Here is a 19,401-nt window from a genome sequence, read left to right on the forward strand (position 1 = left end):
TAGTTTTTTTGGAAATAACTAATTTTTCAGAGGAGACTGAAGCCATGAACAAAACCTTGCATTTTGAGCTCGTATCTCATTCTACGGAGGTACCGCTCACCTTGCATATCGGGCAGTACAAGTATGCGCTGCACAATCACACGCCGCAGACGCTGCTCGATTCGACACGGACCAATAGTGCTCTCGCACTAATACCTGAACAGCAGAGACAGAAATTCACGCATTTTGTTGAAATTTCCGAGTCCCTGTTCCAAAGTGATCGTCTAACCCGCATCCGTGTAACCTCTCCTGATCACGATCCGAATGTATACCTCCCCAAGCTGCATCATGTTTCCTTTCACATTCCGAAAGTACACCGAGTCAATCACATAAAGAGCAAGCTTGCCGCAAACTCGCTGCATTTACATCCCAAACTAACAAGTCTTGGTGTCGCCCAGCTTAACACCTTTGATGCCCTTCAGGTCAACCTTGATGCCGAAGATCTGTTAAGCCCATGGGATATTGCAACAGCGATTCTGTTCCACTACCCAGAGCTATCCTCTAATAAGCCTTATACAGCGAATATCGTGATGAACGATCACATCGCACCACCTCAAAATGTTAATCCGGCCCAGTATAACCAAGTGTACAATCTAGCGACAATCATCAGCAAACAGGGTCCTGCATCCTCCACAGGCGGCTGGGCTAAAATTACAAATTCGGTTGACCAGAACGGCACTCCGCTTACTTATGGCTATGACATGGGTACGCATAAAGCGGGGGATCCAATCCTCATTTACAGCTGGTCAGATTTAACCGTACAAAATGCAACCTCACCAATGACTGGCGCCATGCAAAGTGCAAGCAACGACAATTCCCTTCAAAATCAGACATGGACGGTCAATCAGGGCAAGACGGCCTACCAGCAGGATGGAGGATCCACAACGGGCTCGGTTGAAAAATCGTTCTCGGCGTCCCGTGCAAAACTCGCAGCGGTGGGAGATCAGACGTTCAAATGGACGGTAAAAGAAGAGACCCCGCATCACGGCTTAGGCGTTTATGCCGATACGATTTCCTTTAGCGACGACGGCAAGTTTTCGATACAGGTGAAAAATACGTATTTGCGCACATTGACTGCCTATGCGGAATTTTTCAATGAGAACGGGGATGCGATCTCCAACCCGTCAGGCTGGGTGGATCAACTGCCATCCTCGATTTCCAGCTGGTTCGAGACGGACAAGAAGAAGTATATCTCAAGCGTATCCGCCGTCAATACGATTCTTGGCATTCCGATGCCGACCGATCCGAAGACGCTCTCGTTCGTCTTTCCGGAGGAAGCAACTCAGCTTAAGCTGCTCTTCGGGTGTCTCGGCACTTCAAAATGGGATGGAGACGTCGACCCTTCAGGCGCAATACTGACAGGTATTTTCCAATACGGAATTCCTTCGGTGTTTCTAATTGCTGGGGCAGCGATTACGAGCTCCAAATGGTTTAATGAGTTTGTGTCTGACACTGAAAATGTCGTAGCTGCCCTTGCGGTTGCTTTCCCAATTGTCGGCGGGGGCGTTGCAACAGCAGCAGCCTTAACCAATGCAAAATCCGTGCTATTCAGCTTTGCGGACGCTATGGCCGGCATTCTGCTTGCTAAGGGGCTTGAGAAACTGGCGCTTTATATAACGGGCCAGATCACGGTTGCGGAGCTGGAGGATGAAGTTCCGTTTGTCGGCTGGGCGCTTCGTGCGGCCAACATGGCGATCAACTTTGCGGAAATGGCCGTTACGACTGGAGAAATTCTGTCCTCGCCGGCTACTCTTTCCATTGACATCTGCCGTTCGATGAATTTGAATTTCACGCTTCATCCGGATCCGACCCATGGCGAGCCCGGGCATCCCGAGACAGCCGTATGGCCCGCCGTGTCTGACCATTACCAAGTGACGGTGCAATACAAGGGCGGCACGAACTTCGTTCTTAGCGGCAACATGCCTGCCACAACCTCGAACACGCCGCTGCAGCTGACCTTCGCGGATCTGCCTGTCGGCGGGAGCATTCAAATCACAGCCGGCATCTATTCGGCCAACGGCTGGCTCTGTGGCAAATACCAGAGTGAATGGATGGACGCCTTCCCGAGCAGTGGATCCTCTTCCCTTTCGCTGAGTGCGGATATTACCGAAATTCTAGTGCCGCTTACCCAGGATACACAGTACAACTACAAAGAGAAAATCATATACGACCAAAACTCGGACAAGCATGTGTGGCATGCCGGTGATCTGCCAACGGCCACCCTATCCAGTCTGGACTGCAGCAGCGGCGGCCATTACATTTGCAAACCGGTCGATATTACGCTGAATGACCAAGCTTACCAGATTGGCTATGTATGGAGCGCGTCAGGTCAGAATTATATGGCCCAGAACGTCTCGGTGCTGGCTGATCCGCAGTCACGCTACAAGTCGTCCGAGGTTCAACTCACGGTGCAGCCTTATATCGCCTATGACCAATTTGGCCTTGAGCCAGATGGAAGTGGACAGACTGTCAGCCTGAACAATTTCATTCTAGATACCCGCAATAGCCAAATGAATTTGCGCCAGGTTAACCTGATGGACGGCGAAAGCGGATTCGGTTTGAATGATCCGAATTTGAAGAGCTGGGGACGGTTCAATCTGTCCAATATCGACGCGATGGTCGTTCATCCGGATGGAGCGGTCATTGCAGTCAGCTGGAAAGACAGCAAGATGGAAATTCTTCAAATTCCAGATTCGCCGACCGACGATGCGCATGCGCCTGACGCTCAGATGGTATCCGGGCTTGGTGTTCGCCAAGGGCTCCTGCAAGGGCCAAAATCCATCTCCGTAACACCAGACGGTCGCGTGCTTATTCTGGAAACGCTTAATAAGCGGATTCAAGCTTTCGATACGAAAGGCAATCCGGTTTCCAGCTTCCTGGGTGATAAGCTGTTCACGCTTGAGGCTTCGGTCTATTCATCAGACCTGGATAATGGCATATTCTCGGATGCGCTGCAGCTCCAGTTCCAGGAAAATGGCCTGACACATATTTTTGATCTGGATGAATCTCTTGTCGCGAGTTTGAATCAAGGCCAACTCTCGGACAATATCATCAATGCCTTCGCTTTCCAAGGTGTGTTCCTGACCTACGAAAGCGATCAAATGAGCAATCATGAGGTCAGTACGTACGTCACGGTCGTAACTTCTGGAGCGGCATGGACGATTACCGACCCGAACAAGAATGCAGTTTACAATATTAAGAAAAACGACCTGGTTCTCAACGTATTTGATGTGCTGAACAATGTGACCGTTGATGTCCGCGCGAAGGGCAGCAGCTGGGTGGTAGAGGATTGGAACGGCGCGCAATCGTATTACATCTCCACCGATGCAGCGGACAGCCAGACTCTTAACGTCAATCGCTATTTGTCCTTCATGCTGCTTTACAACCCTGAGAACCGCACCGACATTACGTATTTGGATGTAGCTGTTGAAGCGAAAGGCTATCTCTACGTGCTTTCTTATGTAGCCGGCGGCAAGGAGCCAAGTGACTACTTTTTGGATATCTATAACCCAGACGGTACGTTCCTTGTCCGTACACCGGATTCGCAATTACAGCCGACGAGCCCGCAGTTTATCAGCGCAGCGAAGCTTGTCGTTGACGTATGGCGCAATGTCTATACGCTGAACTACGAGCCTATTATCGGCCCGAACAATACGACGGAGCCGTCGATCAGTCATTGGATTCCGACTCCGCCGCTGTTCGATTTGCCGCTCAGCGACCAGTCGGATTTCAATAATGCCAATGTTGCGGCAGTTCAGGCTGATTTCTCAGCAAACGGCATTACGCTGGCGAATCCGACTACGATCCAAACGATAAATCCAAGTGGCTACTGGAAGGTATCCGATTCGACGCAGACGTATGATGTCATCCGCAGCGGATCGAATCTTGAGGTCTATTCCATTCCAGTAACCTAAGAGCAATCTTCGCTTTAATAGCAGCTATTGAAGTATTGCAAGAGCATGTGATGCAGCTTGAGCGCCATACAGCTTTTTATACTATAGCTGTATGGCGCCAGTCTGCAAGACTAATGGGCAGAGGAACGGGAGGAATGAACATGGGGGATTTATTTAGCCAAACGCTGCAACAACTCGGTTTGACCGAAGCGGATGTAAGCAAAGGCACACTTAGAACAGGGGATAAGCCAGGGCCAAACTATCTATCCACGCGGCCGGAATATGAATCCGCCTTGTCCGCCAAGAGGATTATTGTGAAAAGTTTGGAACAGTTGCAGTCGATTATCGGGGCAAACGATTCGAACGGCGGGGAGCTTGATATTCCTAAGCCGTGGCCGGCAAGCAAATCTGGCATGAAGACTCAGGATCTGACCGAGTTGGATGAGCGGCAGCTCTATGACGCGCTTCGTGCCTGCCTGGCTGGTCGACAAAACGAGGTGCAGAGCTACGCTGATATTTTGAACGCACGGTATTTTCCAATGAGCTTAAGCGTTTTCACTACTCAAGACATAGTCGTTTCGGCAGGCAGCCCGCTTATTATATCCCCTCAAGGGCACGATCCAGTGTCGGTCACATGCAATACGCTGACGCTGGAGCAAGGCGGCCAAATCATCTGCGAAGCACCGGTTATTCTGACCTGCAATACGTTTATCAAAAACTAGCGGGCACGCCCGATAACTTAGGAGGAACTAAAAAATGCTGACTGCACAAGATATCCGCAACCGTTTTATGGCGAAATTCAATTTGACCGAGGAGATTATACAACAAGGAACGCTAACAACGAGCGGAGGCGGCACGTACATCTCGGCCAATCCCAATCATGACACTGCTATTAAGCCGTTCTATGTAACGGTAGAATCTATTGACGATTTCAAGGCATTTGGCGGGAATTCCGACGAGCATTACGCGAACAATACGCTTCAAGAGCATCATGAAGCGCTCGCAGAATGGGATGCAAGCAAGAATGAAAAGGCTTACTCGGAGCTGTCCGTACTTGAGAAATCGGCTGTCTGCAGCGCCTATCAGACCTATATCTACGGCAACTCGAGCAAAGTCAAATCTTATAAGGCTGTGCTGCAGAAGCATTTCTTTCCGGCGCAGCTTGCCGTCTGTGCAGGGCAAGCTGTCGTTGTCACGCCAGGCAATCCGCTAATTCTGGCTGGCGATGGCGATAATCCGATCACCTACAGCTTTAATACCATTACGATTCAGCCGGGCGGTCAAATCATTAGCCAGGCTAATGCCACATTGCTTGTGGATACGCTTATTCAAGAAGAGGGCGGTACCCAGCTGGGGGACACGCAGCCGACCAACAGCTTTGTAAGCATCGGAGCTGACGGGCAAAGCGGGGCGGCAGGCGGCAACGGCGGCAACGGCAATCCGGGCAGCCAGGGCAGCGCAGGCTCTGACGGTAAAAATTCCTGCGATACGCAAGCGGGACAAGGCGGCACGGGGGGAACGGGCAATCCGGGTACGCAAGGTGGCAACGGCTCTCGCGGCTCTGACTCTCAAGTGGTCAAAGCTACTCTAACTGTTGTGCAAGGGCCGATATCGCTAATGTCCTGCGGCGGGAATGGCGGGGCTGGCGGCGTAGGCGGCAATGCCGGAGCTGGCGGTGTAGGCGGCACGGGTGGCAGCTCGACCTCTCATTGTTCGGCAGGCGCGCAAGGCAAAGGAGGTCAAGGCGGCAACGGTGCGGACGGCGGCAGTGGCGGTGATTCTGGCAATGGCCAAAATATTTATTGTACGTATCAATCGCTTGGACCGAACGGCTCTATCTCCCTTGGTGTTCCGACGAAAGGACAAGGCGGCCAAGGAGGAGCGGCAGGAAACGGCGGCAACGGCGGTCAAGGAAATCCAAACGGCGGCGGCGGCACGGCGGGATCGCCAGGGGCAAACGGCAAAAACGGCACGAATGGAACGGTGTATATTAACAACGTCCCTCAGCAATAATCGTTATTTATATATAAGGAGGTCAGCAGATCATGAGTGCAAGCTACGATATTGTCATTCAAGGGGCAAGCGGAACCAATGGGGCGGATGGCGCGCAAGGTGAGAGTGCGGCCGCAAGCGGCAGCAACGGCACGAATGGGACGTATAACAAATTGGATACACCGCATTGTATCAGTGCTACGAACGGTCAGCAGGGACAGAATGCGGTAAGCTCGGGTCAAAATGGCGAGCAGGGCAGCGCAGGCGCCTCAGCCTCCGATTTCATTTTCAAGTGTCAATCCATTGTAGCTCAGAGTCCCATTACCATCTACAGCGCAGGAGGCAGCGGCGGAAATGGCGGTAATGGAGGAAACGGCGGAAATGGCAGCAACGGCGGCAGCGCAGGCCAGCAAAATTCCAAATGCTCCAGCTCCATACCCCCAGCTACAGGAGGCAATGGCGGTAATGGGAGCAACGGTGGAAACGGGGGGTATGGCGGAAATGGCGGCAACGGCGGCGATATTACCGTCCGTTATGTGAGCGCATCGCTTACCGTCCCGGTTATTGCCCAATCAAACGGTGCTATTGGCGGGCAAGGAGGCAGTGCGGGCTTTGCAGGCGTAGGCGGGGTAGGCGGCGCGAATGGCACGGCACCGGGGCAAAATCCGTCCAATGCGGATAATGGAGCTTCCGGAACGAACGGAGCACCTGGCGTGAACGGTAATTCGGGCGCAAACGGTAAAGTCTCAATCAAGGAAGGCAGTCAAACTTAATTAATAATCGGCGGGGGGAATCCGAATGTCCTCGACCATGATGACATTTATTGGAAAATGGATATTCAGCGATACAGCTGGAAGCACGTATATGAGCCTGGATGGATCTACCTCTCAGTTGGTGGCTGTCCAGGCTACCGCCGCCTCTCCTGACCAGCGATTCAATGCTTATGGGGATATGGGTACCGGTTTTTGGCTGCAGGCCAATAATGGCAAATATGTTGTCTATGCTGGAAGCGGCTATGCGGCAACAGAGGATCGGAGTGGGGCTCCTGCTCTGTTTACATTAGTTTCAAGCGGCAATGCTGTCTTGCTCGTCGAGCAAGTATCGGGTACACAGTATGACATTAATATGAGCGGAGGCACGATTAGCAGAATAGCATCGAACAATCCGCCAGCGACGGCTTTATTCCATCAGCAGTCAATCACACCTGGTCTGGTGCAAATTCAGCAGGCCTCGGTTATTCATTCGGCCGATTTGTCGTGGGCTTACTTAGCTGGAGCGGATCTCAGCCAAATTGATTTTTCTGGCTCCAATCTTAGCGGTGCAAATTTAGACTCCTGCAACTTGTTTGAAGCGACATTCCAAGGACCGGATACGATTATTTCTTATTCGAGCTTTGCAAGCGCGTCGATGAGCTACGCCATTCTGGATAAATGTACGGCTGTGAGCGTCGATTTTAGCAACGCCACTATGAAATTTGTATCGCTTTCCGATGCGAGCCTGGCTGGCTGTGATTTTACATCTGCCAACCTGTCTAGTGCTTCTGTAGACGGAGTTGACCTGACAGGAGCATGCCTGGCAAGTGCAAACCTTTATGGCACGGTGCTGATTCATTCCAACCTGACGAAAGCCGACCTGACCGGTGCGAATCTGCTGCTGGCGAATCTGGACAGCATTCAAATTCCGGGGGCTACGTTGACTAATTCGACACTAAACAACCAGGATTTGACGACAGCCATCATCGATGCCCAAACGAACTTTACGGGGGCTAGCATGCAAAAGGTTCGTCTCAACAAATGTTCGTTAAAGAACGTAACCTTCACGCATGCGGATTTGACCGGCGCACTGCTGGACGGCAGCAATCTGACCGGCGCTGATCTCAGCTTCGCGACACTGACCAATGCTTCCCTGCAAAACGGGGTCGCCCTGTTCAGCGCTTCATTGTCCAATGCGACGCTGACAGGCGCAAACTTGACGGGTGCGCAGCTTGGAGCCAAGCAGGAAGCATTTACGCTTAGCACCTCGCTCATCTCCGATTTGAACGGCGGCGCCGTCACGTCTGCGATCAGTCAGGCTTTTCAGAATGCAGGGTATCCGCTTTCGAAAGCCGCGACCATTACGGTCCGCATTCCGAGCCAGAACTGGATCATCACCGATAACAACACGGTATATACCATTACGAACGGCGGGGCTGTCCTGAACGTATGGCTTTATGTATCAAGCAATGATGCTGCCGTTCTAGCGGGGGCTTATATGCCTAATGCCATTTTCACCGATGCGAACCTGTATGCGGTCAATATGTCGGGCGTCAACTGGTACGGAAGCTCGGCAAAAGCGGATAACGCCGATCTGGAGGAAGCTGATCTCGCCAATGCCAATCTTGGCAGCATGGATTTCTCGCAGGCCCGGATGTACGGCTGCAATTTGGATTCAGCCAATCTGATCGCAGCGACGTTGAACGGCACGTATTTGACGCCATCGATTAACAAGAAGCAGGCTTCGCTTGCTTTTGCCAATATTCAAGGTGCAGTCTTCCAGCAGGCGCAGCTGCAGAATGCTGTATTAACGAATGCAGCGGTATCGCTGAACGAAGGGCCTTTTTTTACACTGGCGTCATCGTATGCCGTCGATCTGGACAATCAGACGATATCAGCAGCGCTGCGCAGCCAGTTCCAAACCAACCATTTTCCGCTGGACCCGGGGGCGACTGTGACAGCTGTAACGCTGGGCAGCTATTGGACGATTAAAAACGCTTCTAATCCCATTTATCCGATCTATTCCATAGTCAAAATTAGTACGCAATTATACGTATCCGGCGGCCCGATTGGCGTTCATCTGTTTAATTTGCCTCAGTCCATGAGCAAGGAGCTTGATGCGAAAAATTTGGCCTCTGACATTCAAAACGCTTTCAGCAGCGCGGGATATCCGCTCGTATCCTCTGCAAGCATCGACCAAGTCATCATCCCGGGCAGCAAATGGCATTTAAGTAATATCAGCACGGATACTTCACAATTACAGCAGGGCTATGTGGAATTTTATATTATTGCAAACGAAGATCAAACGCTTCATATATACGGCTCGGTGCTGATGGTCATTCGTCCCGATGATACCCATACGCTGGAACAGGTCCGAATCGTGCTGGCTACATCGCAGATGACTCAGGATGTCATGGACGGCACGACGACTTGTCCGAATGGGCAAAAGCTGAAGCAGTATTTGAATCAGCTGCCTCCGCAGCATATTACATGGGAGCAGATGATGACGGCTGCTGCGCCGCCGAAGCCGCCAGCATGTGTGCCGGACCCGTTTCATTGGTGCAATTAAACCTATAAGGAGGTCTATAAAATGGCAAGCCAGGTCATCCCAGCACCGATGGATTACGCGGTTCTGCTTGCGGGGGCGCATCCGGAGCTGTCTTCACCGGATCCGGTTATTCAAACCGAGGTCAACAGCTTGATCAACAGCCAGACCAATCTGCTCTATGGACTCGCGACAGCGATCAGCAAACAGGGGCCGGCTTCGTCTAGCGGAGGCTGGGCCACAATAGAGCAGATCGGGAAGCTCGGCACGAATGCCGTTTATCAATATACGCTGTCTTCTGCAATCACCTCGGCAGCTGGCCCGCTTATTGAAGGAACGCTTGTACTCGTCAAACAGGACGACAATTTGCTAAATAGGCTATGGTCTGTTCAGCAGGGCGTCACCGGTGCTTATCAGCCGGTTATTCCGCCAGCTGCTGGTTTTCAGTGGACGGCGGATAATTTCCAGCCGCAATGCGGCATTATGGTGCAATCAGTCAGCGCCGACCCTCAATCGAAGCAGTTCCAAATTGTTCTGCAAAATAGTTTTCCGGCTTTCTACAGTCTATACGCGGAATTTCTCGATGCTTCCGGTGCGCTCATTACGCTTGAAGCTGGGGAATGGACATCAAGACTCCAATCAGGCTCGCCCTTTGAAACAGCAACGTTGAAATTCATAGGACTGGTGCCGCCAACACTCGGGATAGCAGGTATGCCTGCCGTTGCCCAGCAGACGACGCAGTCATTTCAAATCCCGAGTGCAGCGGTATCTGTCCGGCTTACCTTCGGAACATTGGGTGCGCTTGGATGGAACAGCGTTGCCAATCCGCTGCCATTTTTTTTCTCGGCCGTGCTCGGCTACGCTGTCCCTTGGATCATGAAGTCCGCCGGCGAGTATACTTCGGCGACAGCGGCATGGTATTACGAGCTGTTTAGCGACAGCGGAATTGTAATGGAATTGGAAAAGACAGCAGGGATTTTGTCATCTGCGGTCTCAACATTGGATGCCATCAATCTGCTCTGTGCGCAGATAGGCAAGCTGTTGTTCGGCGGCTCGTTGCCTAAGCTGCTCGCCGCGCTGCGTCTCAAATATAAAGACGATGCGCTTATTCAGGCAGCGCAAAGCACATATTGGCCGCTAGCGGGCTTGTTATCTTCTCTGCAGAGCGGCGCAGTAAGCGGTGTGGTAGAGACACTGTCTGTTCCTGCAACTTTCGCGCAGGTTTATAGCATGAATATGATCGTGGTTTCAACGGTTGAGGTATATCCTGACCCAGCCCATGGCACATGGCCGCTTTCAGCTGCTTCATATACAGTTAAATGGACAGGAAATGGCGATGTGCAAACAGAGAGCGGATTGATGAACGGCATTTGGAGTGATCCGCTGTTAAAGTCGTCGTTTGCTAATGTTCCACATAATGCTGCCGTGTCCGCGCAGGCGTTCATCTACGACGCTTCTGGAGCTTTAGTTGGGCAGGGTGAAGCAAGTGGAGGAGCATCCTCCACTCTCAGCATCGTGATTCAAGAAAATGCCCCAGCTGCAGCAGCAAAGGGCTATCGGCAAACGATGGCGCTGGCCTTTAGCCCTGAGGCGGGTTTCAATTGGCAGCCGGCAACTGAGGCAGACCCCTCGACGATTGCAAGTTTGGACTGCAGCAATGTCGGAACCAATCTATGTCAACTTACTGGCATTTCATTTAATGCTGCTGCTTCGGCGCTTGTGTATGGCTGGAGGGCATCGGGCCAGACGTGTGCGCCATGCAGCGGCGGCGGGGCAGGGGCGCAAATGTACAGGCTCCAAGCCATTTCGGTTTCGTCATCGCCTGCCCATTCGCTTAAGCCCGCATCATGCGGCTTCTATACGATGACGACCATTGCAGCTGGCCACAACTGTGATAATAATCTGTTCTTCGATACACGTACGGAGCCATATGCGCTCAGGAACATCGCGCTCGGAGATGCTGGCGTTTTTCAGTTCCCTACGGGAACGTGCCGAGGGTATTTAACGCTTAGTACAGTGGATGATTTGACCGCTCATCCAGCTGGATTTGCGGCTGCAGTCAGCACAGCCGCAAGCATGCTGCAAATTGTGCAGCTAAGCGCGCAGCCGGTGGCGGACAGCGCAGCTCCGGGACCTTATTCGGTCGGTGGAGTGGGGACACGGCCCGGGCTTATGCAGCAGCCCGTAGCAGTTGCAGCTGCACCTGACGGTACCCTTATCGTACTGGAGGCAGGGAACAAGCGGCTGCAGGCCTTCGACGTGTTCGGCAACAGCCAGAATTATTTCGCTATGTCCCCTGTGCTGCAGCTTCGCCAGACGTCTGGTATATCGTACATTGATCTAGATATCGATGTGGACGGCAATATGTATGTGCTGTCTTATTCCGGCGGCGGAAATCAGGCAAGTCAGTATTTGCTTGACGTGTACAGCTGGCAGGGAGCGCTTCTTTCTTCAACGGAGGGCGTAAATGCAGCGAAAATTGCCGTAGATGAATGGCGGAATTTATATGCGCTCGACTACAGCCTAATGCAAGGGCCGCAGGGAGATACAAGTCCTGCCATTCGGGTATGGACGCCGATAACGACTTGAGGTTGGAAAGGAAGGCTATCACGATGTCTAAGCAAAAGCATCAGCAGTTCGCGAAGGAGCAGACTCACACTAATGAGGAGGCCATTGCGATTATCGGCATGGGATGTCGTTTTCCCGGCGGGGTGAACAATCCGGAACAATTCTGGGAGCTGCTCAAAAATGGTACAGACGCGATCGTGGAGGTTCCGCCAGAGCGATGGAAGAACACGGATTTCTATCATCCCGATCGTGACAAACCGGGTAAAATGGTAACTAGGCACGGCGGTTTTATTGACGGCATCGACCGGTTTGACCCAGAGTTCTTCGGCATATCGCCGCATGAAGCGCATCATATGGACCCACAGCAGCGGCATTTGCTTGAGGTTACATGGGAAGCGCTGGAGGACGGCGGGCAGCGCCCCGCCCTTCTTCGCGGCCGGGAGGTAGGTGTGTTCGTAGGGGCATTCGCGCTCGATTATCACGCGCTGCAATTCGGCGATCCATTCCAGCGGGACGCCGGGCCGTATACCGCCGCAAGCAGTATGACCACGATGATTTCAAACCGGATTTCATATATTTATGATTTTTGCGGCCCGTCCATGACCATTGATACAGCCTGCTCGTCTTCACTTGTTTCGCTGCATTTGGCTTGCGAAAGCCTGCGTAAGGGCGAGAGTGAGCTTGCGGTTGCTGGTGGCGTTGTGCTGATTTTCACCCCGCAATACACGCTGGTAGAAAGCAGAGGCGGATTTCTGTCGCCGGAAGGCCGGTGCAAAACTTTTGACAACTCTGCGGACGGCTATGTCCGGGGCGAAGGCGTTGGTATGCTCGTGCTGAAACGATTGGAGGATGCTCTAGCAGATGGCGATCCGATTCAGGCGGTTATTATGGCAAGCAGTGTCAACCAGGATGGACATACGGCTAGCATTACCGTTCCCAGCTCCGAGGCGCAGGAGCGGCTGATTCGAAAAACGCTGGGCAAGGCGGGCATTTCTGCAGCGGACGTGCAATATGTTGAAGCGCACGGAACAGGCACGCCGGTCGGAGATCCAATCGAGGCGCGGGCCATTGCCGCAGCCTATGGAGAAGGGCGGACGGAATCGGAAAAGCTGTTCATTGGCTCCTGTAAAACGAATATAGGCCATACCGAAGCAGCGGCCGGTGTAGCTGGTCTAATAAAAACGGTGCTTTGCCTCCAGCATAAGCAAATTCCGCCGAACCTGCATTTTCATAATCCGAACCCGGCCATTCGATTTGATGAATGGGGCATCCGCGTGCCCGTCAAGCTTGAGCCGTGGCCTTCGCATGACGGTGAAGCCATTGCGGCAGTCAATTCATTCGGTTATGGCGGCACAAATGCGCATGTGATCGTCCGGGAGCCATCTGTGAGCGAAAAGGATATTTTGCCGCAAGAAGAGGCGTCCTTGATAGCCGTTCAAGCTGGCTATCGCCGTGATGGCGAGCGGCAGGCAGCGGCAGATGTTGACACAAGGGCAGCAGCAGGTCCATCAGCCGTTGTGGAGCAAAAAGGATTTGCTGCACAGCGCTCGTATTTGCTGCCGTTCTCGGCAAGGCGAGCGGAAGGACTGCAGTTGCTCAGCAAAAGCTACTTGCATCGGCTTAGCAGTCCCGGCTTAGCGCTGGAAGACCTGTGCTGGAGCGCTGGCGAGCGCCGCGAGCATCACGCTCACCGTCAAGCGAGTATTGCGAAAGACAGTGATGTGCTGGCAGAGCTTTTGGCTGCAGCTGGCGAAGGAAAAGCGGCACAGGGCGTCATCACCGGCATGAATAGGCCAAGCGACAAGCCGCGGCTTGCTTGGGTTTTCTCAGGTATGGGCCCGCAGTGGTACGGCATGGGAAGGCAGCTGCTGAAGCTTGAACCTGTGTTCCGAGAGACGATGGAGCAGTGTGACCGCTTGTTTGAAGAAATTGCCGGCTGGTCGATGCTGGCTGAGCTCGAGAAGGATGAAGCGGACAGTCTGATGGACGAAACCGAAATTTCAATGCCGATCAGCTGTGCTCTCCAGATCGCATTGGCAGAGCTTTGGCGCTCATGGGGAATCGTGCCGGAGTCCATCGTAGGCCATAGTGCAGGCGAGGTTGCTGCATTTTATGCGGCGGGCGTTTATCCCTTAAAGCATGCGCTTCAGATCGTTTACCACCGCAGCCGACTTCTTCAGCGCTTAAGTGGAAGAGGCGGCATGGCGGCTGTCGGCGCCAGCGAGGAGGAAGCGAAGAAGCTAGTGGAGGACTTTGAAGAAACGGTGAGCATTGCTGCGATTAACAGCCCTTCATCGGTCACGCTTGCAGGAACAATTCAGTCATTGGACAATGTTTTGGCCTTGGCGGCAGAGCAGAAATTATTCAACCGAAAATTGAAGGTGCGAGCCCCTTTTCACAGCCATTTCATGAAGGAGATTGAGGAGGAGCTGCTGGACAGCCTGCAGGGGATTCCGTCACAGTCAGCGTCCGTCCCGCTTTTTTCGAGCGTCACTGCTGAGCTTGTTGACGGCGCGTCTGTAGATGCTCATTATTGGTGGCGCAATGTTCGTGAACCGGTGCGCTTCGCACCGGCCATTGAACAAATGCTGCAGAGTGGCTATACGGTTTTTGTGGAAATCGGAGCGCATCCTGTTCTTACTGGAGCGCTGAATGAATGCTTTGGTGCCCGCCGGGCCTTGGCTGTTGCCTCCATCCGCCGCAAGGAGGACGAGCATGAAGCAATGCTGCTGTCGCTTGCTGAGCTTTATGCTTGGGGATTTGAGCCGAACTGGACCGCCCTTTATCCGCAAGCGCAGTGGACGAAGCTTCCGGCCTATCCATGGCGGAAGGAGGCCTACTGGCATGAGCCGGAGGTCATCCGGCTAATTCGTCTAGGATTGCGTGATCATCCGCTGCTTGGCAGGCCATTGCTTGGCGCAGCGGCAGCTTGGGAGGGTGAGGTCTCGCTCATTCGTTTTCCCTATTTGCGTGACCACCGGGTACTGGATCAGACGGTTTTCCCGGCGGCAGCATATATTGAAGCGTCAATGGCGGCGGTTCAGCACACCTTGGGCGGAAGCGGGTATGCGCTTGAGCAGATCGAACTGCACCGCAGTCTTACGCTACCTCAGCTCTCCACGGTCATGCTTACCCAGCACTATCTCGACGTGGAGAACGGCACGTTCCAAATTTATTCGGCGGCAGATACGTCAGGAAGTCCATATACGCTACATGCCTCCGGTCGGGTAAGGCAGCTCCAGCCGGTCGCGCCAGCGGCACAGCAGAATCCGAAGCTTGCGAGTCAAACGATGCGCCGTACCGTAGGGCGCGATCAGGCCTACCAGATTTTAAACCGTATGGGTTTTGATTACGGAGCCATGTTCCAAGGCTTGCAACAAGCTTATATTGGAATGGATGAGGCCTGGGCAGAAATTAAAATGGACCTAGCGGCAGCGGAGACAGAGGGTTACATCTTCCATCCTCAGATAATGGACTCCTGTTTTCAGGCGATGCTGGCTGCTGAATTCCCGCTTGAAGGCGAGGCGCCAAAGGAAACGAGAGATGAGTTTCGTCTGCCCGTGCGAATTGGGGAAATTCGCTTTTATCGAAAGGTAGAAGGGAAACTATGGGCTCACAGCCGATTGACGGAGCGCAACGATAAGATAACAAAGGGAGACCTGCGCGTCTATGACGAAGATGGACGCCTGGTAGCCGAGTTTCTCGGCTTCGTCAAACAGGCGGTGGATGCGGGAGTAGGAAAGATCAGGAGTGCACAATTAAAGCGCTGGTTCTATGAGCCGCAGTGGCAGCCTGCTCCTGAGCTGAGCGACTCGCCGCTGCGCGTGACAAAGAAGGATGTCTGGCTGTTTCTCGCCGATGACAGCGGTGTGGCGGAGGCAGCAAGCACAATACTGCGACAGCAGAATTTTGAGGCGGTTATTGTATGGCCCGCTGTTGAAGGAGAATATCATTTTGTGCCTGCTTTGAATGGGAGTAAAATACACCCTGGCACGAAGCAGCATTACGACAGCATGGTGAAGGATGCACTACAGGCATTTGGAAGCCGTCTTCGCGGCATTGTTCATGCCTGGAATTTGGATATTCCTGAACCGGTGAGCATGCATTTGCATGCTCTTGAAGCGGAAGCTGAGCAGGGCAGCAGGTGCTGGAGCAGTCCATGGATGGAAGGGAATGAGAGCTTTACACCGCATAAAGCGCTATCCCTTTATTCCATGCTTTATGCGGTGCAGAGCATAGCCAGTCATCATGCGAGGGTACGTCTCTGGACGCTGACGCGCGGTGCACAGCTCGTCCATCGCTTGGATGAACTCGCCGTTACAAAGCCGCCAGCAGTCTTCCAGTCCGCAGCATGGGGGCTTGGACGATCGATCGCACAAGAGTTTCGTGATTATTGGGGCGGCATTTGCGATATCGATCCGAATGCGGCCGCTGCAGAAGCGGCGCAGCAGCTTGTTCGGGAGCTGGTCAGTGAAGAAGCGGGACGCGAGGATCAGCTGGCCTTCCGGGATGGTGGGCGCCATGTGCTTCGCCTCAATCAGGCAACTCGCATTCCAGGAACGGCACTTCCGCTGCGCTGCCGTGAGGACGGCGCATATCTCATTACTGGCGCCTTCGGCTCGCTCGGCCAGAATGCTGCGCGCTTGCTTGTCAAGCGGGGGGCTAGAAGGTTGATTTTACTCGGTCGGAGCCCGCTGCCGGAAAGGCATGAATGGAAAGGCTATTTGGCGAACCTTGCCGATGATCCGACAAAGGCTGTGCAAGCGGAGCGAATCGCTTTCGTACTCGAGCTGGAAGCTGCTGGTGTTTATGTGCAGACCCTTTGCATCGACATTACAGATCAGCAGAGCCTAAAAGCTTTTATGGAGAATTATATCAGCAGTGGCCACCCACCAGTTCGAGGCGTCATTCATAGTGCAGGCACCGTCCAAGATATGCTGCTGAGACAAATGCCGGCACATATTTTCGATGAAGCCTATGAACCGAAGGTGAAAGGGGCTTGGAATCTGCATGAAGCAACACGCTCCGAGCCGCTGGAATTTTTCGTGATGTTCTCCTCCATTGCCGCGCTGCTTCCGCCAGCGGGACAGGGGAATTATGCCGCAGGCAATGCATTCATGGATGGATTGGCCCATTATCGTCTTAGTCAAGGGCTGCCAGCTATGAGCATTAACTGGGGGCCATGGCTGTCTGGTATGGTCACCAGACTGAACTTAGCAGCCCATTTTCAGGAAAATGGAATAGACTGCATTCTCGATGGAGAAGGGGAGCGACTGCTGGAGCATTTGCTCGGTCAACCGATTGCTCAGGTGGCTGTGCTTTCCGCAGAATGGAATTCCGTCCGCATGCTGTACCCGGACACGCCGCTGCTTAATCTGCTAGAACAAAAGGCGCGCAGCGAGGGGCAGCAGATTGAGGAAACCATTAACTGGTCAGAGAAATTGGCAGCATTAGAGCCAGCAGGAAGAGCGGCTGCTGTATTGGCACAGCTCACGGCAATTATCGCGGAGCTGCTTCGCTACGATCAGGAATTTCTTGAAACGACACGCAGCCTTCCGGAGCTTGGCCTCGACTCTATGATGGCTATTAAACTCCGTAATCGCATTACTAGCGAATTTGGCTGTGCGCCAATGGTGGGCGATCTTCTCAGCGGCAACACGATTGAAATGCTATCGGATGTGTTAGTCAGCTTATTGGAAGAGGAGAAACAGGCTGTAGAGCAGAATCTGGAAGCGAGTGTACTGTAATAGTGCTAACAAAAAAAGTCGCCGTTTTGACGGCTTTTCTTGTCAAATTGTAGAGAAACCCTACGTCTTGTCTCAAGACGCTTGGGTTTCTCTTTGTTTTGAGGCCTGAATGAAGCTAAAAGAAGGATTTCCCCGTATTGCGCTCATCTTCGTCATTTAATATAATAATACATCCATATTTTACCGATATTACTTATACCTTCATACGAAAGGTTGATATAAATATTAGATGGATCGAATAATAGGAAAAAACTTGCGCTCTACTTATGGTAAACGTGAACACATTTTCAGGATAGCTATATCAAGGCTTGTTTACCGATTTCATGCTGCTTAAGTTGAGATAGAAAGTATAAAAAATCAGAAATCATGAATGAAACGCTATTGTATCCTTTTGAATGATGATGGAGTTCAGGTGGAAATTAAGGTCCATTTTTGTGCATCTATTGAAATTGGACAGAAAGTATACGACATATATAGAGAGACTATTTTTCAGGAGTGGGGAGCATACACAGATGAACAAAATCGATTGGCTGCGCCAGATGGCGTCCGAAAGACCGGAAGACCCTCAAACCCATTATTGGCTGGGGATGGAATATGCCGCAGGCGGACAGTACGTGGAAGCAATTGGCGCTTATTCCGCAGGGCTTTCATGCTGTACGGGGCAAGAAGAGCTTCGCGCTCAACTGCTGCAGGAGCTTACTCATGCGTCGATGCGCCTACAAGGTGGCGCGGTGGCGCTAGCTGCTGCCGCTAGCGAAGCGAAGAGCGAACAGAATCAGAATTCAGCAAGCGGATGGACGGACAAATCCGATAGTATTGTAGCAAGCGACGATGAAGAAGAGTTCGAGGAAGATGGACAAGATGGTGAAAACGACGAAGATCGTGGTATCGCCGAACAGCCGGGAGCGGACGGCAGGTCTTTTTTAACAAAGGGACATATCGGATTGAAGGTGATTGACGGTGGACAAGTGGACCCGAAGCAGGAAGCGGTCAGCGTGCCCAAAATTACGTTCGAGGATGTCGCAGGCTTGACCGAGCTCAAGAAGTCGATTCATATCCGCATTATTAGTCCGTTTTACAATCAAGGGCTCTTTTCCAAGTTTCGTAAAAAAATCGGCGGAGGCGTACTGCTGTATGGCCCGCCCGGCTGTGGCAAAACATATATCGCGAGAGCGACGGCGGGAGAGTGCCGGGCGTCCTTCATTCCCGTCCATATTACGGATATTTTGGATCCTTACATAGGCGTCAGCGAACGAAACTTAAAAGACATGTTCGATAAGGCCCGTTCTCAAAAGCCCAGCATTATGTTTTTCGATGAAATCGATACGTTAGGATACAATCGTTCTAAATCTTCAAGCAGCTCGATGCGAGGCGTGATCGACACCTTCCTTACGGAGATGGAGGGAATCGATACGAACACAGATCAAGTGCTTATTCTTGGAGCGACGAATTTGCCGTGGGATGTGGACGGCGCGCTGAAGCGGCCGGGCCGGTTCGATCGGATGGTATTTGTGGCACCGCCTGATGTGGAAGCGAGAAAACGTACGTTCGAAATGAAGCTGCATGGCCGTTACGTCAAGCAAATGGATATCGCAAAGCTGGCCGCGTCCACGGAGTTTTATTCGGGCGCCGATATCGACAACGTCGTCGAAAGAGCGACGGAAATCGTGCTGGAGCATATTCTCGAGACGGGCGTCGAGCGGCCGATCGGAATAAAGGATATGGAGCAGGCGCTCGGAGAAATTCGTCCGACGACGCTGGAATGGCTACGCACGGCGAAAAACTACGTCAAATATTCCAATCAGAGCGGTATCTACAACGAGGTGGAGCATTATCTGCGGCAATTCGGGAGATTGATTTAATGG

General features: G+C 52.5%; 8 protein-coding genes. All 8 read left to right on the top strand.

Annotated features, from left to right (window positions below):
- Positions 1 to 44 precede the first annotated feature (44 nt).
- The 8 genes from AC50Y5_RS27745 (at position 45) to AC50Y5_RS27780 (ending at position 19,398) form a co-directional block, all read left to right on the top strand.
- Positions 45 to 3,953 carry a hypothetical protein gene (locus AC50Y5_RS27745; RefSeq protein WP_494864490.1) on the top strand — a complete coding sequence of 1,303 codons (3,909 nt, stop codon included), beginning with the start codon at positions 45 to 47 and terminating at the stop codon, positions 3,951 to 3,953.
- A gap of 140 nt (positions 3,954 to 4,093) precedes the next feature.
- Positions 4,094 to 4,654, top strand: a complete 561-nt coding sequence (locus tag AC50Y5_RS27750) for a hypothetical protein (protein ID WP_056028447.1) — start codon at positions 4,094 to 4,096, stop codon at positions 4,652 to 4,654.
- A gap of 34 nt (positions 4,655 to 4,688) precedes the next feature.
- Positions 4,689 to 5,945 (top strand): hypothetical protein, encoded by a 1,257-nt coding sequence (locus AC50Y5_RS27755; protein ID WP_494864494.1) that lies wholly within the window; start codon positions 4,689 to 4,691, stop codon positions 5,943 to 5,945.
- 32 nt (positions 5,946 to 5,977) lie between these two features.
- A complete protein-coding gene (locus AC50Y5_RS27760; protein ID WP_056028442.1) occupies positions 5,978 to 6,697 on the top strand; it encodes a hypothetical protein in 720 nt (239 codons plus the stop codon).
- Between the two features lie 25 nt (positions 6,698 to 6,722).
- Positions 6,723 to 9,245 (top strand): pentapeptide repeat-containing protein, encoded by a 2,523-nt coding sequence (locus AC50Y5_RS27765; RefSeq protein WP_494864498.1) that lies wholly within the window; start codon positions 6,723 to 6,725, stop codon positions 9,243 to 9,245.
- Positions 9,246 to 9,266: 21 nt separating this feature from the next.
- The gene (locus AC50Y5_RS27770) at positions 9,267 to 11,810 is read left to right on the top strand and encodes an NHL repeat-containing protein (protein ID WP_494864500.1); all 2,544 of its coding nucleotides are present in this window, start codon (positions 9,267 to 9,269) and stop codon (positions 11,808 to 11,810) included.
- Between the two features lie 23 nt (positions 11,811 to 11,833).
- Positions 11,834 to 17,536: a type I polyketide synthase gene (locus tag AC50Y5_RS27775; protein ID WP_056028432.1), complete on the top strand. Its 5,703-nt coding sequence runs from the start codon at positions 11,834 to 11,836 to the stop codon at positions 17,534 to 17,536.
- Positions 17,537 to 18,048: 512 nt separating this feature from the next.
- A complete protein-coding gene (locus AC50Y5_RS27780; RefSeq protein ID WP_056028428.1) occupies positions 18,049 to 19,398 on the top strand; it encodes an ATP-binding protein in 1,350 nt (449 codons plus the stop codon).
- Positions 19,399 to 19,401 lie beyond the last annotated feature (3 nt).

This window comes from Paenibacillus sp. JT22N7 (assembly GCF_059383875.1).